The 20,742-nt window shown below is 68.4% G+C and carries 15 protein-coding genes and 3 pseudogenes; 13 read left to right on the forward strand and 5 right to left on the reverse strand.

Annotated features, from left to right (window positions below):
- The first annotated feature begins 335 nt into the window (after nt 1-335).
- Nucleotides 336-1,424 (forward strand): lytic polysaccharide monooxygenase, encoded by a 1,089-nt coding sequence (locus ACH4KB_RS32415; RefSeq protein WP_398069734.1) that lies wholly within the window; start codon nt 336-338, stop codon nt 1,422-1,424.
- A gap of 236 nt (nt 1,425-1,660) precedes the next feature.
- Here ACH4KB_RS32415 and ACH4KB_RS32420 read toward each other — a convergent pair whose 3' ends face one another.
- The 3 genes and pseudogenes from ACH4KB_RS32420 to ACH4KB_RS32430 form a co-directional block, all read right to left on the reverse strand.
- Nucleotides 1,661-2,977 (reverse strand): YncE family protein, encoded by a 1,317-nt coding sequence (locus ACH4KB_RS32420; protein WP_398069767.1) that lies wholly within the window; start codon nt 2,975-2,977, stop codon nt 1,661-1,663.
- 291 nt (nt 2,978-3,268) lie between these two features.
- Nucleotides 3,269-3,406, reverse strand: a pseudogene (locus ACH4KB_RS32425) (IS5/IS1182 family transposase); the annotation flags it as partial.
- Nucleotides 3,406-3,658 (reverse strand): annotated as a pseudogene (locus ACH4KB_RS32430) (hypothetical protein); the annotation flags it as partial. The pseudogenes ACH4KB_RS32425 and ACH4KB_RS32430, both read right to left, overlap by 1 nt.
- A gap of 626 nt (nt 3,659-4,284) precedes the next feature.
- Here ACH4KB_RS32430 and ACH4KB_RS32435 point away from each other — a divergent pair.
- The 4 genes and pseudogenes from ACH4KB_RS32435 to ACH4KB_RS32450 all read left to right on the forward strand — a co-directional run.
- Nucleotides 4,285-4,560, forward strand: a pseudogene (locus ACH4KB_RS32435) (DDE-type integrase/transposase/recombinase); the annotation flags it as partial.
- A gap of 225 nt (nt 4,561-4,785) precedes the next feature.
- Nucleotides 4,786-6,630 carry a DUF6924 domain-containing protein gene (locus ACH4KB_RS32440; protein ID WP_398069736.1) on the forward strand — a complete coding sequence of 615 codons (1,845 nt, stop codon included), beginning with the start codon at nt 4,786-4,788 and terminating at the stop codon, nt 6,628-6,630.
- A 464-nt stretch (nt 6,631-7,094) separates the two neighbouring features.
- Nucleotides 7,095-7,403: a putative quinol monooxygenase gene (locus ACH4KB_RS32445; RefSeq protein ID WP_032755461.1), complete on the forward strand. Its 309-nt coding sequence runs from the start codon at nt 7,095-7,097 to the stop codon at nt 7,401-7,403.
- A gap of 232 nt (nt 7,404-7,635) precedes the next feature.
- Complete coding sequence (locus tag ACH4KB_RS32450; protein ID WP_398069738.1) at nt 7,636-8,748, forward strand: acetate/propionate family kinase; 1,113 nt, start codon at nt 7,636-7,638, stop codon at nt 8,746-8,748.
- A gap of 170 nt (nt 8,749-8,918) precedes the next feature.
- On the opposite strand, the gene ACH4KB_RS32455 is transcribed toward ACH4KB_RS32450, so the two are convergent.
- Together ACH4KB_RS32455 and ACH4KB_RS32460 are read right to left on the reverse strand one after the other, a co-directional pair.
- The gene (locus tag ACH4KB_RS32455; protein ID WP_018516010.1) at nt 8,919-9,251 is read right to left on the reverse strand and encodes an SCO4225 family membrane protein; all 333 of its coding nucleotides are present in this window, start codon (nt 9,249-9,251) and stop codon (nt 8,919-8,921) included.
- Between the two features lie 182 nt (nt 9,252-9,433).
- Nucleotides 9,434-11,209, reverse strand: a complete 1,776-nt coding sequence (locus tag ACH4KB_RS32460) for a PucR family transcriptional regulator (RefSeq protein WP_398069740.1) — start codon at nt 11,207-11,209, stop codon at nt 9,434-9,436.
- A gap of 379 nt (nt 11,210-11,588) precedes the next feature.
- On the opposite strand from ACH4KB_RS32460, the gene dnaK reads away from it, so the two are divergent.
- From dnaK to ACH4KB_RS32500, 8 genes are all read left to right on the forward strand, one after another.
- Nucleotides 11,589-13,487 (forward strand): molecular chaperone DnaK, encoded by a 1,899-nt coding sequence (dnaK, locus tag ACH4KB_RS32465; RefSeq protein WP_398069742.1) that lies wholly within the window; start codon nt 11,589-11,591, stop codon nt 13,485-13,487.
- Between the two features lie 7 nt (nt 13,488-13,494).
- On the forward strand, nt 13,495-14,100 hold the full coding sequence (locus tag ACH4KB_RS32470) for a nucleotide exchange factor GrpE (RefSeq protein WP_398069744.1): 606 nt from the start codon (nt 13,495-13,497) through the stop codon (nt 14,098-14,100).
- A 6-nt stretch (nt 14,101-14,106) separates the two neighbouring features.
- Entirely contained in the window at nt 14,107-15,060 is a 954-nt protein-coding gene (locus tag ACH4KB_RS32475; protein ID WP_398069746.1) for a DnaJ C-terminal domain-containing protein, read from the forward strand.
- Entirely contained in the window at nt 15,057-15,467 is a 411-nt protein-coding gene (locus ACH4KB_RS32480) for a chaperone modulator CbpM (RefSeq protein ID WP_132903636.1), read from the forward strand. Before ACH4KB_RS32475 ends, ACH4KB_RS32480 begins: the two co-directional genes overlap by 4 nt.
- Nucleotides 15,458-18,097, forward strand: a complete 2,640-nt coding sequence (clpB, locus tag ACH4KB_RS32485; RefSeq protein WP_398069748.1) for an ATP-dependent chaperone ClpB — start codon at nt 15,458-15,460, stop codon at nt 18,095-18,097. Before ACH4KB_RS32480 ends, clpB begins: the two co-directional genes overlap by 10 nt.
- On the forward strand, nt 18,094-18,552 hold the full coding sequence (gene trxA / locus ACH4KB_RS32490; RefSeq protein ID WP_018516016.1) for a thioredoxin: 459 nt from the start codon (nt 18,094-18,096) through the stop codon (nt 18,550-18,552). The genes clpB and trxA overlap by 4 nt, the downstream gene beginning before the upstream one ends.
- A gap of 72 nt (nt 18,553-18,624) precedes the next feature.
- A complete protein-coding gene (locus tag ACH4KB_RS32495) occupies nt 18,625-18,888 on the forward strand; it encodes a UBP-type zinc finger domain-containing protein (RefSeq protein WP_018516017.1) in 264 nt (87 codons plus the stop codon).
- The gene (locus tag ACH4KB_RS32500) at nt 18,888-20,648 is read left to right on the forward strand and encodes an FAD-dependent oxidoreductase (RefSeq protein WP_398069751.1); all 1,761 of its coding nucleotides are present in this window, start codon (nt 18,888-18,890) and stop codon (nt 20,646-20,648) included. The genes ACH4KB_RS32495 and ACH4KB_RS32500 overlap by 1 nt, the downstream gene beginning before the upstream one ends.
- The last annotated feature ends 94 nt before the right edge of the window (nt 20,649-20,742 follow it).

Consider the following 20,742-nt stretch of genomic DNA (forward strand, 5'->3'; position numbering starts at 1 on the left):
TGGCCGGGCGCTTCCGATTCCGTGATCGCCCCATCCGGCCCCCTCCCGGAGAGGCCCCTCATGCGAGCGTCACCGCACTCCCCCAGCAAGCGCGCAGCCTGCCCATCGCCCTTGTCGGCGCCGGTCCGACGTGGCCCGGTCGACGTGGGATCCCGCCCGTGCGGGACCGACGGCTACCGCCGCACACCAGGAACCGCGATCCCACCTGCCTCGCCACCGCCCTCGCCCTGAAACAGCGCCCTCCTGATCCAGGCGCCCTCGAACTCCTCGCCCGATGGCGGCGGCAGGAGAGAACACGACCGGAAGACCATCCCCACACAGGCACAGGAGACCTCATGGCCCGACGCAAGAAGCTGTTCACCTCCCTGGCGGCGGTGCTCGCGACACTGCTCGGCGGCATCGGCCTGACATTGATGGGCCAGGACAACGCAGAGGCACACGGCGTCACGATGACCCCGGGATCGCGTACGTACCTCTGCATGCAGGACGCCAGGACCGGCACCGGCGCTCTGGACCCGACCAACCCGGCGTGCAAGGCCGCGCTCGCCGAGAGCGGCGCGACCGCGCTGTACAACTGGTTCGCCGTGCTCGACTCCAACGCGGGCGGACGGGGGGAGGGGTACGTCCCGGACGGAAAGCTGTGCAGCGCCGGTGACCGGTCGCCGTACAACTTCACCGGCTACAACGCCCCGCGCTCCGACTGGCCCCGGACGCACCTCACGTCCGGGACGACGATCCAGATCAAGCACAGCAACTGGGCGGCGCACCCGGGCTCCTTCCGGGTGTACCTGTCCAAGCCCGGCTACTCGCCCAGCACCGAGCTGGGCTGGGACGACCTGGACCTGATCGGGACGGTCACCGATCCGCCACAGACGGGCGGCGCGGGTACGGACGGCGGCCACTACTACTGGGACCTGGACCTGCCCTCGGGCCGCTCGGGTGACGCGGTCATGTTCATCCAGTGGGTGCGCTCGGACAGCCAGGAGAACTTCTTCTCCTGCTCCGACATCGTCTTCGACGGCGGCAACGGCGAGGTGACCGGCATCCGCGGCTCGGGCGGCACCCCGAATCCGACGCCCACCCCGACACCGACGCCGACCCCCACCGATCCGCACACCGGGTGCATGGCCGTCTACAGCGTGACCAACTCCTGGAACGGTGGCTTCCAGGGCTCCGTCGAAGTCATGAACCACGGCACGACGGCGCGTGAGGGCTGGGCCGTACGGTGGAAGCCCGGCGACGGCGCCAGGGTCAGCAGCGTGTGGAACGGTGCGCTGACCGCGGCGCCCGATGGCACGCTGACCGTCAGGAACCTCGACCACAACCGCACCATCGCACCGGAGGGCAGCACCACCTTCGGGTTCACCGCGACATCGACCGGCAACGACTTCCCGGCCGGCTCGATCGGCTGCGTCACCCCGTAGCCGCTGACGCACGCGGCGCCGGTTCCCGCACCGCGCGAGAACCGGCGCTGTCGTGCGTGGGCCGTCCGCACGTCAGGCGCCCTGGTACGCGGCTGCGGAGCGCCGCGGCCTTGAGGCGTGGCGGCACGGTCACAGGCAGTGGAACACCGGATCGCGGAACTGCTCTCATCCGTACCGTCGGTTGTCGTGCGGCGCGTTCGGGCCGAAGCGGCGTGAGGCTCGGATTCCGAAGCGTCTCAGCCGGCGGTGGGGCCGGTCCAGCCTGTGGGGACGTGGCCGAGGCGGACCCGCTGCGGGTGGTCGCCGACGGGGACGGAGGTGACCTTCTCGCCGGTGGCGAAGTCGATCGCCGTCACCTGGTCGGTGCCGCTCTCGGACACCACGCAGTGCTTGCCGTCTCCGCTGACAGTGGCCCAGTACGGCTTGGAGGCGGTGACGAGCGGGCCCTCCTGAAGTGACTCGCGGTTCACGACGGTGACGTAGTCGTCCATGGTCCCGGCGATGCAGAGCTTGTCGCCCCGGGGACTCATGGACATGCCGTGATGGCGGGAGTCGTTGACGTAGGTGGTGCGTTCGTCGCTGGTGTCCGGGTTCTTCGGCAGCGTCTTCACCCGGGTGATCCTGTCGTTGTGCACGTCGTACTCGACGAAGCCGTTGAAGAAGGAGACCTGGAAATACATCTTCGACTCGTCGGGCGTGAAGGCGACGGGGCGCAGCGCGTCGGACAGGTCCTTGCGGCCGAAGGCGTCGAGCCGCTCGCGCATGTCGATGATCTTCTTGACCTGGAAGGTCTTCGCGTCCGCGACGGTGATGCGGCGGTCCCCCTTGGTGAAGTCCTGCCAGGGCGCGTCCATGTCGGTGTTGACCTCACCGATGGCCATGTTCCAGAGGTACTTTCCGCCGTCGGTGTACACGTTCTCGTGCGGCTTGTCGCCCGTCTTGAACTTGCCCGCCTCCTTGCCCGTCGCCATGTCCAGGACGTGCACGGTGTTGGAGGTCGAGGAGGAGACGGCGACCTGGGTGCCGTCGGGTGAGACCGCCATGTGGTCGGAGCGGAAACCGGACACCGGGAAGCGCCAGTTGATCTCGCCGCTCTCCACGTCGATGGAGACCACGTCGGCGAAACTGGGCCGGGAGGCGATCACGGACTTGCCGTCCTTCGTGGTGTACATGTCGTCGACGAACTGATCGTGACCCTCGCCCGGGCCGAGCCGGATACCGAGGAAGAACGCGAGCTTGACGGGATTGAGGTAGATCTCCCACAGGCGCTCCTCCTTGTCGGGGATCATGTCGATCCGGCCGATCTTGGCGTAGTCGCCACGGGAGTTGATGACATCGGCGGTGCCCTCCCAGTTGTTGCCGACGAAGAACACCTCCTTGAGTCCCTCCGAGGCGGTTGCCCGTGCCTGTTCCCGTGCCTGCTCGGGGATCTCGCTCGCGCCGGCCGGGCCGGAGATCGCCGGCAACGCACCTGCGGTCAGCCCCACAGCGACAAGGACGGCCGCGCCGAAGGGGTGTCGACGGCGAGGGCGATGATCAGAAGAACGCGTCATGGTGAACTCCAGAGGCCGGGTGGGCAGCGCGCCGTCATACAGGCTCACGCCTGTTACTGGAGGTAACGTAGCCAGGAGAGGGACGCTTGACCAGAGTCCGACCGGATTCCCCGACGGGTGCGATCGAGCCTTCCCTGTGGTTGGCCACGGGCAGGCTCATCTGAGCCGCCTTGTTGTGGGCATCGCGCATGCCGTCGGCCAAGGGCTGTCCCGTAAATGGTCTCTGGGTCACCTCGGGCGGGCTTGGCCATCGTGTGGCCCGCTCGTTCATCCGGCGAGGGCGCGGTTGCCCCGGGTCGGGGCCGCGGCGCCGTCCACGATGAGCACGGTGCCCTTGGCGAACCGTCTCCGCGGTTGGAGCGCGAGCATCGGCCCGAGGTGGTCGATGACGCGGTCCGCCGCAGACTTGGACACCTCGAGGAGCGGGGCTGCTGGATGGGATACCGGCTCAAGAACTCCGACTCGACCTGGAAACGAGTGACGAAGCCGGCGCCATCGTGCATCACATTCCAGTCCCGCGCGATCCTGACCGCGTAGTCCTCGTTGAGGACCAGGTAGAAGATCGGCTGCTCGGGCAGCCGGGGCGGCCAGGCGCGCCAGTTCAGCTCCCGAACCAGATCCGGCTCCTTGGGGCCGGTGGGGCGCCAGGGTCGTCGCCGCTTGCCGGCTGGTCATCTGCATCACTCTCTGAACGTAGGCCGCCGGTACCGCAGGTCGGGAGACCGGACGATACCGGCACCGCGAACGCAGCAGCTACGCAGCTCCCGCACCCTGGCCGGCTCCATGACCAGCAGTTACGGGACGGCCCTTGGATCCACCATCTCCGCGCGCAGCGCCTCACGTTCTCGGCCCGGCGAGGAACCCGCTGCGCATCGAAGGCCCGTCGCCTTGGGGATGGGCCAGGTCAGTACGCAGTTCGAGCCACGACGCGGAGCGCACATCGAGGACAAGCGGCATTCCCGCTCCCGGCCCACCCCGTCAGCCGGTCCGCAGTTTCGGCATCGCCCCCGACGAGGTCTGACGCGTGAGTCGTCACGGTGAGTGGACAGTCTCCCGTAGCGACCATGTCATGACCTCCCCCGAATTCCCCGCTTCGCGGATGGAGAGGAAGGGCAACCTTTCCGGCCGTCCTGGTGGGCGTTTGGCGCGGCCGGACATCACTTCTACCGTGACGGCAGACTCAGCCTTACCCGAGGAACGACAGCCGGACCTGACGGTCGGCATTGTCCCTATTCGTGTCCACCAGCCTCCGTTAAGACAACCGTCACGTCATCTGGTCACGCCCCCACGAATCGGTCGTCGAAGGGCTTCGCATGGCGGACATGACCTATGTCCGCACCTGGTCCGGTTGGGCATATGTGGCGTTCGTCCTGGACGTGTACGCGCGGATGATCGTCGGCTGGCGGGTCGCGAACCACATGCGAACGGAACTGCCGCTGGAAGCTCTGGAGATGGCATTGTGGAGGCCGAGGATCAAGAAGGACTCCGGCCTCATCCATCACAGCGACCGCGCGTCGCGATACGTGTCAATTCGGTATACCGACCGGCTCGCAGACATCGGTGCCTTCGCCTCCGTCGAGTCGGGCGCGAACGAGGGAGCCTTCTGGCGAGGCAAGGAGCAGACCCCGCAGTCCGCCTGAACCAAGACCACCGGACTCTACGAAACTCGGGGCAGCTCAGGGTGTGCGGCAGGGGTGTCAGGGCGGGGCCGGCGGGCCGACCAGGCCCGTTGTCAGTAGCGTCCGGCAGAATCCGCTTCACCGACGCCACCATGACCTGGCGTCGCCCGGTAGGAGAAGAGGATTCCTGTGCGTGAACTGCCCATGTTCGAACGCCTTTATCCCGATGTCCAGTTGACGTCCCCCTCGGAGAGGTTCGTGCTGCGGTGCGACTCGGAGGGTATCGCCGTGGTCACGGACACCGACCGCGGTCAGGTCGTCTGGCGGGCGGGCGCGGCCGGCCGGCTATTGCTCGGACACGGGTACGAGGTCGTCGTCGAGGGCGGGGAGGACGACGACACGGTGTGGCGCTCCGGTTTCGCCGCGCCCGGGGCGCAGTACCTCGTTCTCACGGATGCCGGAGAGCTGGAACTCCTGGACCGCTCCCACGTCCGCCTGGGCAACATACGCACCGGACTCACCCGCCCTGTGCCGCTCGGGGACGCGGCGCCCGCGGCTGCCATCACCCGGGATGCGTATCTGGTCAGGGAGGGGAAGGTGCGGCGGACAGTGGCCCGCCAGCAGGACGGATGGCTGCGGGTCTGCGAGTACGGGAAGGGCGGGGGTATGAGCTACGCGCTGACCCGTCCCCTGGTCGACTGGCTCGAACAGGAAGACACCGTGCTCACCTGGCGCCGGCACCTGGCGGGTGGTTCCAAATCCAAAAGCCTGATGCTGTGCCTGGTCGACTCCGCCGGAACCGTCCTGTGGCACGAGGGCACCCAACGCCCGCATGGACCGGTCCCCACGGGAGAGCCCTACGCGTACGGTGGGCCCGCGCTGGAGGCGGGAGGGCGCCTGCGCAACCAGTCCCTGACGTCTCCCGCAGGTACGCACACACTGGCCCACCAGGGCAACGGCGACCTGACTCTGTACTGCCACACCGAGCGCCGTGCCGTGTGGTCGACCGGCACGGGGTGGGTGGACGGAGGATGGGCCGAGCTCTCCGAGGACGGGGTCCTCTCGGTCCGCAACACCCATGGTGTCCCGGTGTGGAGTTCCGGCCCGTCCGGTTCGGGGGCCCGCCGGCTCGTGGTCGGAGATGACGGCCGTGCCGAACTGCGTGACGTGGACGGCCGGTCGGTGTGGTCCACAGGCACACACACGGCATGCCACGGCCCCACGGCCGACGCCCCGCGAGGTGCCGTGCTGCGCCGAGGACAGACGCTCGGACGGCACTCCCTCACCTCCCCCGACGGAAGCACCGTGCTCGGACACTGGGACGAACGCCGCCTCGTGCTGTTCGGGGCCGACCAGACCTGGCTCTGGTACGCGCACCTCGGCGAAGCGGCCGAGCCCGGACTGCGACTCGACGAGGACGGCATGCTGCGCGTTCTCGGCGACGAACGCCCACCGCTGGGCGGACCGGCCGACGAACTGCGTATCGAGGAGGGCGGAGTGATCCTGTGCCGTGCCGACGGCACCATCGTCTGGCGCGACGGCGAGCCGGTGGCCGAGCCCGCCGCCACCCCGAACACGCCCGCACGGGGAGGACTCGTGAAGAGCCTGCCGGACACGGACGAGACCCTGCTGATCCGCACCGACTTCTCCGACCCGACCGCTTGGCAAGCACTGCTCACGACCGTCACGACACCGAACCAGGACGGCTTCCTGGCGAACGTCCGCCCAGTGGACGAACTCGCCTATCGCGACCTGACGACCGAACAGATCCTCTCGGCCGCACGCGAGCTGGACACCGACCTTCTCATCGTGGCCGACAAGACCTCCCTCACGGCGCCGGAGATGCCGCTGCTGGCCCTCCTGCTCTTCGACGAGAACGACGAATGTGAGGAGGGTGAGGCCAGGCAGGAGCACGGCCAACTCCGAGTCGTAGCCACAGAACTGTGGTCGGTCGAGAACAATATCTCCCTCGCCAACATGGATTGGGAGGACTTCGAGAACTCCACCGACAACGGTGTCTTCCGGGGCTTCTGACCTCGGCAGGATCGAAAGGGCGTCCCGAAACACATCAAATGAGTCGAGCACCCTCCGTCCATGGCGACGGCACATGGTGGGCGTGCCGTCCACGCGGGCGATTCGTCGGCGTCATGCCGGGGCGTCGTCCCGACCCTGAGCTCCAGCGGAACGTGCTCGGCCCCGTTCGGAGTCGGAAAGGCCATTGGAGCAGCCTATTTCCACCACAAATCACAGTTGGTCCATGAATCAGAGGTTTCGCCTATGGGCTGCGTTTGCAGGTGGGAGGACACCGGGTGAGGGTTGAGGGGTCCAGGAATTCCTTGGGGTGCAATCCAACATCTCGGTAGGGGTCCCGGAGGGGAGGGGGCCAGCCATGACCGACATGGCAATGACGTCATTGCGAACGGCTCCCTGAGCCGGCGCCGGTGGCTCAAACGTTGCGAGTACGCGAACCGGGCAGGTGGAAGTTAAGGAGACCCCAGATGGCTACGCAGGTCAGCAAAGCGGTCCTGGTACGGCTTCAAGCCCTCCCCGGCAGGGAGGACGACGTCCGCGACTTCCTGAATCAGGGGCTGTCAATCGTTGAGGGGGAGCCCGGGACGGTGAGGTGGTTCGGAATCAAGTTCGGACCCTCGTCGTTCGGGATCTTCGATGCTTTTCCCGACGACGACGGGCGCCAAGCACACCTGTCGGGCGCGGTCGCGCAGGCGCTCAGCCAGAAATCGGGTGAGCTCTTCGAGGAACCCACGATCGAGCTGATCGATGTGGTCGTGGAGAAGCAGCCCGCTTAAGACCCCGTGAGGACGGGCCAGGGTGACGCGTCACTTCCCGGGCGGGGCCGAGGCTCCAGGAAGGTGTAGCTCGAAGCAGGCTCCGCTGGTCCGAAAGGCGACTCCCCCGGCGGACCGTCCTGTTCTCTGCGTTGGCTGATCGGGTACCCAGTGCCGGAGCGAGGGAGCCCATCACGACAGTCATGAATCCTCTTTCGAGGGATGCTCGCGGAACGACGGAGAGGATCGGAGTGTGCGTACACCAACCAGCCCGGTACTGGTGGCTGACGCCGGGTCATCGAGCCTGCGTCTGACGGTCTTCGGCGACGGTGGTCACGTCCTCAACGAACACCACAGTGAGTCCCCGCCGAGTAAAGGGGCGACCCAGGCGCTGCGGCAGTTGCTCAAGGAAGGACCGCCTCCTGCAGCTGCGGGACACCGTATCGTCCACGGGGGGCCGGAGCTGCGCAGCCACACTCTGCTGGACGACGCTGTCCGTGCCCGCTTGACCCAGGTGGCAGACCTCGCGCCCTTGCACGTCCCGCAAGCACTGACCGTGGTGGACGCGGCCCGGGATCTGCTGCCGGAAGTTCCCCATGTCGCCTGTTTCGACACCGTCTTCCACTCCGGCCTGACCGCCGCGGCAAGGGAGTACGCGGTACCTGCCGATTGGCGCCACACGTACGGACTGCGCCGCTACGGCTTCCACGGCCTCTCCTACGCCTGGGCCCTGGCCCGGACGGCTGAACTCCTCGGTCGCCGCCCCGAGCAGCTGCACCTGGTGATGGTGCACCTTGGGGGTGGCTGCTCCGCTTGCGCGGTCCGCGACGGGCGCAGTGTCGACACGACGATGGGCTTCACGCCCTTGGAGGGGCTGGTGATGAGTCGTCGCAGCGGCAGCATCGACCCCGGTGCCCTGACCTGGCTGCTCACGCGGAAGAATCTGCCTGCGAACGAGATCGAGGACGTTCTGAATCGGAGGTCCGGTCTGCTCGCCCTGTCGGGCACATCAGGCGACACGCGGGACCTGGTCCGCAGCCGGACGGCAGGCGACGAGCGCGCCGCACTCGCCCTGGACGTCTTCACCCACCAGTGCCGACGCGGCATCGCCGGGATGGCCGCATCCCTGAGCCGCCTGGACGCTCTCGTCTTCACCGGCGAGATCGGCGAGGATCAGCCCGAGGTTCGCGAGGAGGTGTGCGCCGGCCTGTCCGTGTTCGGCCTCACGGGCGGCCTGCGACCACTGGTCGCCGAACGCCCCGAGATCGTCAGTGAGCCCGGCGCCCGTGTTCCCGTCGTGGTCATCCCCACGGGAGAGGCCCAGCAGATCAATGTCGAGACCCGGGCTCTTCTGGATCGCGGCTGAGACGAGCCGAGGCACGGCGTGACCAGAGGGCGAGGAGGTGGTGAACGGCCGCCGTGATGACGTCGTGGAGGATGGCGACCAGGGCTTCAGTTCGAACCCCATCAGCTGTTGGGACCGCCGCTGGAGCTTCCCGCACACGATTCTCCAGCGTCATTGCTGACCGCGCGGGGTCAGGCGTTGCTCACACCGACGTCCGTGGCGCGGGCCCGGCGTTCAGTGATGGAGCGGTACAGGGCTCCGAGCGCGGTGGCCTGGACGATGGCACCGATGGGAATGCCTATCAGTCCGACGGGACCAGCCACGAGGAACAGCATCGAGGTCGGTGCGGTGGCCAGGACCGCCCACAACCCGGCGAAGCTGGCGTCTCCGGAGGAGGACGCGGAGACGGCGTCGATGGTCACCCACACGCACACCGCAAGGACAACGCCCAGATACCCCAGAGCCAGCGGGTTGACCAGGTAGTGGCGGAGAGTCTGAGGCAGCGAACGAGGATTCTTGTCCATGGCGGATCTCCTGGAGATACCGGAATGCCCGGTGTGGTGGCCGATGTGCTGATGATCCGAACGATGCCGTGCGCCGACATCCGCCACATGAGTAGCCATACTCACGTTCCCCCGCTCTCGGTCAGGTTCCCGCACACCGGGGGCGGTTGAGGTCTGCCGTTGGCGTACTCCGGTGTGAAGCATCAGCCGGATCCACCCAGGACGATCTTCCATACTCGCGTGGCCACCTGAAGGTTGAGCCGGTCCTCGACGTTGGCGAGATCGTTGCCGCTGATCTCGCGGATGCGCTGGAGCCGGTAGCGCAGTGTGCTGCGGTGGATGGAGAGAGAAGCGGCTGTCTCGTCGTAGTTGCCGCCGCAGTCGAAGTACCGGGCCAGGGTCTCCGTCATGGCCGAGTTGTTTCCCGCGTCGTAATCGATGAGCTTCCCGAGCCACTCGTGGACGAACGCCTCCAGTTCCCCGAGATTGTTGCCGGGTCCCAGGATGCGATAGAGACCGAGTTGGTCGAAGAACGTCATCCCGTATTGCTTGCGGGAGTGGCGCAGCACTTCCAGGGCGCGCTGCGCCTCCTGGTAATGCTGAGGGAAGTCGTCGGGGGTATCGCACCGCGCGCTCACGCCGATGCTCCCGCACGGCGCCCCCGTGTCCAGGGCAAGCGCCTCGTACAGCGCTCCGGCGTGCGGCCTGTCATCAGCGAGGAGGACCACGTGCTCGGCCCCTCGGGTCAACAGCGAGCGCATGCCCACGGCGGAGGCCGCCCTGCCCACGACCCGAGCGAAGGAGTCGTCCGCAACCCGGTCCGACCACCGCACCACGACGATGTAGTGGCTGCGGTGCAGATCGTGACCGACGGCCTCGGACCTAGCGTAGGCGCTGGTCTCATCCGTTCCTGCCAGGAGGTCGTCGGCCAGCTCGCGGTGCAGCCTCAGTTCGACTTCGGCCTGGTTGCGCAGGTGCGCCAGCTCCGGGGCGAGCGACATGACGGCCTGTTCCAACGCGAGCACCGCGTGCTCGTCCGCCTCGCCCAGGGGATCGACCAGAGCCAGCATGCCCAGGATCTCGCCGTGCGGGCGCACGAGAGCGATCAGCCGGCCCTCGATCCGCGTCGGCCCCGCCTCGCGGGCTGCTGCGTTGAGCAGTGCGTGCTGGCGTACGGGATCCGGCTCCGGATAGGGGTCGGGTAGATCGGGGCCTGCCCAGGACCGCAGCCGGCCGAAGCGGTCCTCGACCAGGGCGGGAAGTCCCGTCAGCCCGTGCAGAGCGCGGGTGACGGCCTCCTCGTTACCGCCCGAGGCTGCGACGTCGGCCGTGAGCCCATGTACAGCCTGCCGGTACGCCAGCTCCCCCACGACGGTGACCAGCTGCCGTTGGAGTGCCGCACGTTCCTCCCTGAGGCCATGCAGTTCCACTGCCTCCTCCCGGCGGCGGCGGTGTACGAAGGCGACCGACAGCGCGGCAGCCGTGTGCCGGATGAGTGTGGCGAGCAGGAACCTCTCGGTTCCGGTCGGCGGGGAGCGGGACGTCACCACGAGGTATCCGTGCAGGCCCTCGAGTCCGCGCAGCCCCAGGGCCTGACCTCCATGCCTGCCGGGTACGGCCACAGGGCCGTCCCGCCCCGCCAGGTCTCGTACTTTCGGCTGCACCATGAGGGCGTGATCCTGGCGGTTCCCCGCGCTGGGGACCAGGTCGCCGCCGGCTTCGAGCAGGTATCCCGCCTCGGCGGTATAAGGCCCGGCGGCGGCGACGTGGTCCATGGCCAGGCTCAGGATCTTGCTTTCGTCCCAGGTGGCGAAGAGGTCGCGGAGCAACACCGTCAGTTCGTGGAGGGAGCGGCCGCCGGAAAAGGGCGGTCGCGGCTCTCTCCGAGCAGTTGCGGTTGGTTGTCGGTGGCCGACGGCTGACCGGCTGCCTTTCTCGTAGGAGTGGCCGTTCAGGTTGTGCGGCCGACGCTTCCCCATGGGTACCGTTCCCGAGCTGTCGGAGGGCCGGAAGAGCGCTGTTCCGGGTCACTGCCCGCGAGGCCACTCCGTGCGTAATGTCCGTAATCTCACCTTAGTACGTGCAGAGCGAGTGGGCTCAGCTGTTTTTGTCCCGCCAGGCGCAGGCGCGGAGTACATCGGCTCGACATGCTGGGAGCGTTCGGAAGCCTCCGCGTACACGTCGCCAGAAGTAGCGGAATCCGATGCAGAGCAGCGCTACGGGTCGGTTGCCCTGCTCGGGACGTTCGGTCCGGGTGCGAGAGCCCGGGGTGCGCGGCCCTCCGTGGAGGTCTTCTCCGTTGGCGAACGACAGCGAACCGGTAATCGGCGCAGGCCGCAGCACCGGGAGGAGTTCCTCATGGCCAGGGCAGTGGGCATAGACCTCGGTACCACCAACTCGGTGATCGCCGCATGGGAGGGCGGCGAGCCGTCCGTGGTTCCCAATACCGAGGGCAACCGGACGACACCGTCGGTGGTGGCCTTCACCGACACGGGGGAGCGCATCGTGGGCCAGATGGCCCGGCGTCAGGCGATCCTCAACCCCAAAGGAACCATCTACTCGGCCAAGCGGTTCATAGGCCGGCACTTCGACGAGATCTCCGACGAGGCGAAAGCGGTGGCGTACGACGTCGTCGAGGGCGACGGCGGGGCGGCCCGCTTCGAGGTGCGCGACAAGCTGTACGCGCCGGAGGAGATCAGCGCACAGGTGCTGCGCAAACTCGCCGACGACGCCTCCAAGCAACTGGGCGAGCGTGTCACGGAGGCCGTCATCACGGTCCCCGCCTACTTCAACGACGCCCAGCGCACCGCCACCAAGGATGCCGGCCGGATCGCGGGGCTGGAGGTGCTGCGGATCATCAACGAGCCGACGGCGGCCGCTCTCGCGTACGGCATGGACAAGAAGGAGCACGAGACCGTCCTCGTCTTCGACCTGGGCGGCGGCACCTTCGACGTGAGCATCCTCGACGTCGGCGACGGCGTGGTGGAGGTGCGTTCCACCGCCGGGGACAGCCACCTGGGCGGCGACGACTTCGACCGGCGCCTGGTGGACCATCTCGCGGACGGCTTCCAGAAGGAGAACGGCATCGACCTGCGGAACGACCCGCAGGCACTGCAACGACTGTTCGAGGCGGCGGAGAAGGCCAAGACCGAACTCAGCTCTGTCACCCAGACGCAGGTCAGCCTCCCGTTCGTCACCGCCGACGCCTCGGGCCCCAAACACCTCACCGAATCCGTCATGCGCTCCACTTTCGAACAGATCACCGGCGATCTGGTGGAGCGGTGCCTGGAGCCGGTCAAGCAGGCCATGGCCGACGCCAAGGTCGGCGAGAGCGACATCGACGAGGTCATCCTCGTGGGCGGCTCCACCCGGATACCTGCCGTGCAGGCCCTGGTCCGTCGGCTGACCGGCGGCAAGGACCCCAACATGAGCGTCAACCCCGACGAAGTCGTGGCCCTGGGCGCCGCGATTCAGGCGGGAGTGCTCAAGGGTGAGGTGAAGGACGTCCTGCTGCTCGACGTCACGCCCCTGTCTCTGGGCGTCGAAACACGCGGCGGAGTCATGACGAAGATCATCGAGCGGAACACCACCATCCCGGTGCGGCGTACGGAGACGTTCTCCACCGCCGACGACAACCAGCCGGCCGTTGATGTGGTGGTCCTCCAGGGTGAGCGCGAGCGCGCTGCCGACAACCGCGTGCTCGGCCGGTTCCAGCTCACCGACATCCGGCCGGCGCCGCGAGGTGAACCGCAGATCGAGGTCACCTTCGACATCGACGCCAACGGCATCCTCAATGTCACGGCGCGCGACGGGGACACCGGCAAGGAACAAGGCATCACCATCAGCGAAAGCTCCAACCTGGACCGCGGTGAGGTCGAGCGCATGGTGCAGGAGGCCGAGCGCAACCAGGGTCAGGACCGGGAGCTCCGCGAAGCCGTCGACGCCCGCAACGAGCTCGACGCCGTCGCGTACCAGGTCGAGAAGCGCCTGGCCGAACTGGGCGACGCGGCCCCCGCGCATGAGAGGGCACGTGCCGAGATGCTCGTCTCCGATGCCCGGGCGGCGGTCAAGGAAGAGGCCGGCGTGGAGCGCGTGCGGCCACTGGCCTCCGAACTCCAGCAGATCCTCGCCGGACTGGCTGCCCAGCAGGGTGCCACCGCCACGGGCGACCCGGCCCAGGGTGCGTCCGCCGATGCTCCCCCGAGCGGTGGCAGCGGCGACGACGATGTCATCGACGCCGAGTTCGACAAGGGTTGAGGCCGCCATGACCCGCCTTCCCGAAGAACCTGACCGGGCAGCGCCGGCCGGACCGGCTCCGAAGGACTCCGTAAGCCCTCCTGGCGAGGAGCCGCATCAACCCGGCCCGCCTCTCCGGCCGCAAGCGACGGCGGACGAAGCGCGACCCGACGCGGCCGTCCCCGCATCCGCGGCGGACGAGCACGCAGCCGCGGTGCGGGAGCTGGAGGACCGCTGGCGGCGCGCCCTCGCCGATCTCGACAACCTGCGCAAGCGTCATGCGAGGGAGTTGGAGCGGGAGCGGATGGTCGAGCGTTCGCGTACGGCCGCCGCCTTCCTGCCCGTCCTGGACAACCTCGAACTCGCCCTGTCCCACGCCGACGCCGACTCAGGTGCGGTCGTGGAGGGCGTCCGGGCAGTCCGCGACCAAGCGGTGGGCGTTCTCGAACAGCTCGGCTACCCACGGCATGCGGAGACCGGAGTGGCCTTCGACCCGGCCCACCACGAGGTGGTCAGCGTGGTCGATGACCCCGACATCGAGCCAGGCACCGTCGTGCAGGTGCTGCGCCCGGGCTACGGCGACGGCGATCGGCAGCTCAGGCCCGCCACCGTGACTGTCGCGAAGCGGGAGTGACCGGCCATGGCACGGGACTTCTACGAAGTGCTGGGAGTGTCGCGGACCGCAAGCCAGGACGAGATCCAGCAGGCCTACCGCAAGCTCGCCCGCCGACACCATCCCGACGTCAACAAGGACCCGTCGGCCGAGGAACGCTTCAAAGACCTCAACGAGGCGTACAGCGTTCTGTCCGATCCGAAGACCCGGGCACGCTACGACCGCTTCGGCGAGGACTTCCGCAAGATCCCCGAAGACTACGACGAACGGGTCGCGGCCGGCGCGGGCGGCGGATTCCGTACCCGACGGACCACAGGCGCCGGCGGCCCCCGCGCCCGGTACACCGCAGGCTTCGGCGAGGACTTCTCGGCCGAGGATGTGAACATCGAGGACCTGCTGGGCTCCCTCTTCGGTGCAGGTGCCGGCTCCGTGGGCGTCCCGGGCGCCGACCAGGAGGCCGAACTGCCACTCACCGTCGAAGAGGCGTACAAGGGTGGCCGCCGTACCGTCACACTCGCAGGGCCCTCCGGTGAGCCGCGGCGCTACGAGGTCGACGTCCCGCCGGGAGTCACCGACGGGCAGCGCATCCGGCTGGCGGGGGAAGGCGGGCGGGGCAGCGGTGCCGCGCCCGCGGGCGACCTGCACCTTCGGATGCGCATCCGGTCCCATCCCCAGTTCCGGCTGGACGGCCGCGATGTCCATGTGCAGGTCCCGGTCTCCCCGTGGGAGGCGGCCCTGGGCGCGACCGTGCCGGTGCCCACCCCCGGCGGTGGTACGGCCAAGGTCACCGTGCCCGCCGGCTCGTCCAGCGGCCGGCGGCTGCGGTTGCGCGGCGAGGGCATGCCGAACCCGCGCGGCGCGAACGGTGACCTGTACGCCGAACTCCGCATCATGGTGCCGCCCACCCTGGGTGACCGGGAGCGTGAACTGTTCGAGGAGCTCGCCGCGACCTCCTCGTTCGACCCCAGGAGGACCCGATGACCGACCGACCCACGGGAGCGGCGGGCACCGCCCGGTCCGGTACCGGCAACCGCCCGGATCAGCCGGTCGCCCATGCCGCTACGGCTCCGACGACTACCCGCTATGCGCTCGTTCCCGTCCCAGGACTTTCCCTGGAGGCCGTCGCCCGCCGATCGCGTCTCCATCCGGATATGGTCCGCCGGTTCGTCGCCCTCGGGCTTGTCGACGCCGAACGCGATGCCGTCGGCCGCCTGGTTTTCGACCGCGACGCCCCCGCGGTGCTTGCCCGCATTCAGCGGCTGCGCTCCGGACTCTGCCTCAATTACGCATCCATCGGACTGGTGCTCGACCTGCTCGACCGCATCAGCCTGCTCGAAACCGCCCTGCGCGGCCGCGGCACGAGGAGTGATACACCGCCATGGACATGAACCGTCTCACACAGAAATCCCAGGAAGCCCTCCAGGAGGCCCAGTCCGCGGCCGGCCGCATGGGGCATACCGAAGTGGACGGAGAACACCTGCTGCTCGCACTCGTCGATCAGGAGGACGGTCTGATCCCACGCCTGCTGGAGCAGGCCGGAAGTGATCCGGCGGAACTTCGCGCGGCCGTGCGCAAGGAACTGTCCCGCCGCCCGAAGGTCACCGGCTCCGGTGCGGCACCCGGCCAGGTTTTCGTCACTCAGCGCCTTGCCGGCCTGCTGGACGCCGCTGAACGGGAGGCCAAACGGCTCAAGGACGAGTACGTGTCCGTGGAGCACCTCCTGCTCGCCCTGGCCGAAGAGGGGGCATCAACAGCCGCTGGACGTCGGCTCAACCAGGCAGGGATCACCAGGGACTCGTTCCTGGGCGCGCTCACCCAGGTCCGCGGCAATCAGCGGGTCACCTCCGCCAACCCCGAAGTGGCCTTCGAGGCGCTGGAGAAGTACGGTCGCGATCTCGTCGCCGAGGCCAAGGAGGGCAGGCTCGACCCGGTCATCGGTCGGGACGCCGAGATCCGTCGCGTCACCCAGATCCTGAGCCGGAAGTCCAAGAACAATCCGGTTCTCATCGGAGACCCCGGTGTCGGCAAGACCGCCATCGTCGAGGGCCTCGCCCAGCGCATCGTCCGCGGCGACGTCCCCGAGGGACTCCGCGACAAGATCGTGTTCGCCCTCGACATGGGATCCCTCGTTGCCGGTGCCAAGTACCGAGGCGAGTTCGAGGAACGCCTCAAGGCCGTGCTCAGCGAGGTCAAGGCCGCACAGGGCGGCATCTTGCTCTTCGTCGACGAACTGCACACCGTCGTCGGTGCGGGCGCCGCCGAGGGGGCCATGGACGCGGGGAACATGCTCAAGCCGATGCTTGCCCGCGGCGAACTGCACATGATCGGCGCCACCACCCTCGACGAGTACCGCAAACACATCGAAAAGGACGCCGCGCTGGAACGACGGTTCCAGCAGGTCCTGGTCGGCGAGCCCAGCGTCGAGGACACCATTTCCATCCTGCGTGGACTGCGTGAGCGCCTGGAGGTCTTCCACGGCGTCAAGATCCAGGACACCGCACTGGTCTCGGCCGCCACACTCAGCCACCGCTACATCACGGACCGGTTCCTGCCCGACAAGGCCATCGACCTCGTCGACGAGGCCTGCGCCCGGCTGCGTACCGAGATCGACTCCATGCCTGCCGAACTCGACGAGCTCACCCGCCGTGTCACCCGCCTGGAGATCGAGGAAGCCGCCCTCTCCAAGGAAACCGACCCGGCGAGCCAAGCCCGCCTGGAGGAGCTGCGCAAGGAACTGGCCGACCTGCGCGGTGAGGCCGACGCCAAACACGCCCAGTGGGAGGCCGAACGGCAGGCGATCCGGCGGGTGCAGGAACTGCGCCAGGAACTGGAGCAGGTCCGCCACGAGGCGGAGCAGGCCGAACGCGCCTACGACCTCAACCGTGCCGCCGAACTTCGATACGGCCGCCTCCAGGACCTGGAGCGGCGACTCGCGGCGGAGGAGGAGCAGCTGGCCACCCGGCAGGGACAGAACCGTCTGCTGCGCGAGGTGGTCACCGAAGAGGAGATAGCGGAGATCGTCGCCGCCTGGACCGGCATCCCGGTCGCCCGCCTGCAGGAAGGCGAACGCGACAAGCTGCTGCGCCTCGACGAGATCCTCCGCGAGCGCGTCGTCGGCCAGGACGAGGCCGTCAGGCTCGTCGCCGACGCCATCATCCGCGCCCGCTCCGGCATCCGCGACCCTCGCCGGCCCATCGGTTCCTTCATCTTCCTCGGCCCCACCGGCGTCGGAAAGACCGAGTTGACCAAGACTCTCGCCCGGGCGCTGTTCGACTCCGAGGACAACATGGTCCGCCTCGACATGAGTGAGTACCAGGAACGGCACACCGTCAGCAGGCTCATGGGCGCACCACCCGGATACGTCGGCTACGAGGAAGGCGGCCAACTCACCGAGGCCGTACGCCGCAAGCCGTACTCGGTCGTGCTGTTCGACGAGATCGAGAAGGCACACAGCGACGTCTTCAACACCCTGCTGCAGATCCTCGATGACGGCCGCATCACCGACGCCCAGGGCCGCACCGTCAACTTCCGCAACACCGTGATCATCATGACGTCCAACATCGGCTCCGAGCACCTCCTCGACGGCGCCACCGCCGAGGGTGAGATCAAACCTGACGCCCGCGCTCTGGTGATGGGCGAGCTGCGCGGGCACTTCCGCCCGGAGTTCCTCAACCGCGTCGACGACATCGTGCTGTTCAAGCCGCTGGGTGAGCGGCAGATCGAAAGGATCGTGGAGCTGCAGTTCGACGAACTGCGGCAGCGGCTGGCGGAACGCCGCATCGACGTAGAACTCACCGATGCGGCGCGAGAGGTGATTTCCCACCAGGGCTACGACCCGGTGTACGGGGCCAGGCCGCTGCGGCGGTACATCTCCCACGAGGTGGAGACGCTGGTCGGACGTGCCCTTCTGCGTGGTGACGTCCAGGACGGCGCGACCGTCCGTGTCGACGCCGAACACGGAGAGCTGGTGGTCACCTACGACCAGCCGGAAGAGGCCCGGGAAGCGAGGGCAGCGTGAACTCCACACGTACAACGACGGTGACCTGCCCGCACTGCGGGCGCGACAACCGCATTCCTGTCGCCGCCGAGGGACGCCCCAGATGCGGCCACTGCAAGCAGCCGCTGCCCTGGGTCGTCGACGCGGGTGACGGCGACTTCACCGAAGTCGCCGACAACGCCGTCCAACCTGTCGTCGTGGACCTCTGGGCCACCTGGTGCGGCCCCTGCCGCATGGTCAGCCCCGCCCTCGAACAGGTCGCCCGCGACCTCGCCGGACGGATCAAGCTCGTCAAGGTCGACATCGACAAGAACCCAGGAGTCAGTCAGCGGTTCGAGGTCCAGGCAGTGCCCACGCTGCTCGTCCAGGACCACGGCGAGACGGTCGCCCGACAGGCCGGTGCGGCACCGGCCCACGTCCTGCGTCAGTGGGTCGAACAAGCCCTGGAAGGCCGGCAGGCCACTGCGGGGCAGTGAGTCACCACGGCCCGGCCACCACAAGGGCTCCCCGAAACCACGCGGTAGCGCACTACTTGGGAGGAGAACGTCATGGCCACGATTCCGGATCCGCACCTGGCAATGGTGCGGCCCGTCACACCGCGCACCCCGCAGGGCTGCGAGGAGTGCCTCAAGGAGCACTCCCCGTGGGTGCACCTGCGCCTCTGCCTCACCTGCGGGCACGTCGGCTGCTGCGATTCCTCACCCCTCAAACACGCCCGACGACACGCGGGCAGTGCCGGGCACCCCATCGTCCAGTCCTTCCAACCGGGAGAGGACTGGCGCTGGTGCTACGTTCACGAGGCTCTGGTCTGATGAGCACGGCACAACACGGGAATGGTGCGGTCCGTGAGACACCGGACCGGTACGGAGCGTTCCCCCGCTTGACACCGGAACAGCTTCAGAACCTGACCGCGCACGGCGAGCGCCGCAGGACCACGGAAGGCGAGGTGCTGTACCGGGAGGGAGAGCCGTTCCGGGAGTTCCTCGCGATCCTCAGCGGCACCGTCGAGATCCTTCAGGACCACGGCGATCGGGAAGAGCGCACGATGGCGCTGCACGGACCCGGCAGGTTCCTGGGTGAGCTGGGAATGCTGGAGGGGCAGGCCGCCTTCGACACCGCGGTGGTCCGTGAGGCCGGCGAGATCCTCGCCGTGCCGGTGGAACGCCAGCGCACCTTGATCGGCCGCGACCCCGTACTCGGTGACCTGATCCTCCGGGCTTGCCTGGGCCGCCGGTATCTCCTCATCGGCCTCGGCGCAGGTTTCCGCATCCTGGGATCGTGCTACTCGCAGGACACGCGGCGGCTGCGGGAGTTCGCTGCCCGCAACAGGCTCCCCCACCGCTGGCTGGATCTGGAGAGGGACAAGGAAGCTGAGGCGCTGCTGCGTCGGTTCTCGATCCGCCCCGAGGAGACTCCGGTCGTCCTCTGGAAGGGCGATCGAGTGCTGCGCAATCCGAGCAACGCCGAACTCGCCAGGCTCATCGGGCTGCCCGCCCCCACGGCGAAGGACGCCCAGTGCGACGTGGTGGTGGTCGGCGCGGGCCCCGCGGGACTCGCCGCAGCCGTGTACGGCGCCTCCGACGGCCTCACCACGATCTCCGTCGACGCCGTGGCCACCGGAGGCCAGGCAGGCACCTCGTCCCGCATCGAGAACTACCTCGGCTTCCCGTCGGGCATCTCCGGAGGCGAGCTCATCGAACGCGCGGTGCTCCAGGCCCACAAATTCGGTGCCCGCCTCATGGTGCCGGCCCAGGTCAACAGGCTCACACCTCAGGACGACGCGTACGTGGTCACCTTCACAGACGGGTCCCACGTCCGGGCGGGCGCCGTGGTGCTCGCCTCGGGTGTCCGGTACCGCAGGCTCGAGGTGCCCGGCATCGAGCGGCTGGAGGGCATCAGCGTCTACTACGCGGCGACCGTGCACGAGGCGAGTCTCTGCGAGGCGGACCCGGTCGCGGTGGTCGGCGGGGGCAACTCCGCCGGCCAGGCGGCGCTGTTCCTGGCGCAACACGCGTCCGGAGTCCACCTCCTCGTCCGGGGCGGCGACCTCAACGCGGACATGTCCCGATACCTGGTGGACCAGGTCGAACGTCATCCGAAGATCGAGGTGCTCCTCCACACCGAAGTCCGGGGCGTCTCCGGGAAGGACAAACTGGAGTCGCTGAGCGTCGAGGACAACACACGCGGTGAGCGCCGCCCGCTGCGGGCCGCCGCGCTGTTCGTGTTCATCGGGGCCCGCCCGCGCACGGAGTGGCTGAGGGGAGCCCTCGCCCTGGACGAGAAGGGCTTCGTCCTGACGGGGGCTGACGCCCGGGCTGCTGCCGACGCGACCCGGTGGGACGCACTCGGCCGTGCTCCCTTGCTGCTGGAGACCAGCCTTCCCGGGGTCTTCGCGGCCGGCGACGTGAGGAGCGGCTCGGTCAAACGAGTTGCCTCGGCCACCGGTGAAGGCGCCATGGCCATTCGCCTCGTGCACGAGCACCGCGAGAATGCCGGCAACCTCGTCCGCGACCGCAGCACAGGCCCTGAGAGGCCTCAACCGGAGGCGGACCGGTCCGCATCTCGGCGCTGATCTTTCACCAGTAGACCCTCAGGGTTGGACACCATCAGTCCATGCGGCAGCGGTGAGGGCCTGCGCCCGGTAGTGGTGCCACCCGGCGTCCCGG

This window comes from Streptomyces sp. NPDC017520 (genome assembly GCF_044329855.1).
Classification (GTDB): Bacteria; Actinomycetota; Actinomycetes; order Streptomycetales; family Streptomycetaceae; genus Streptomyces.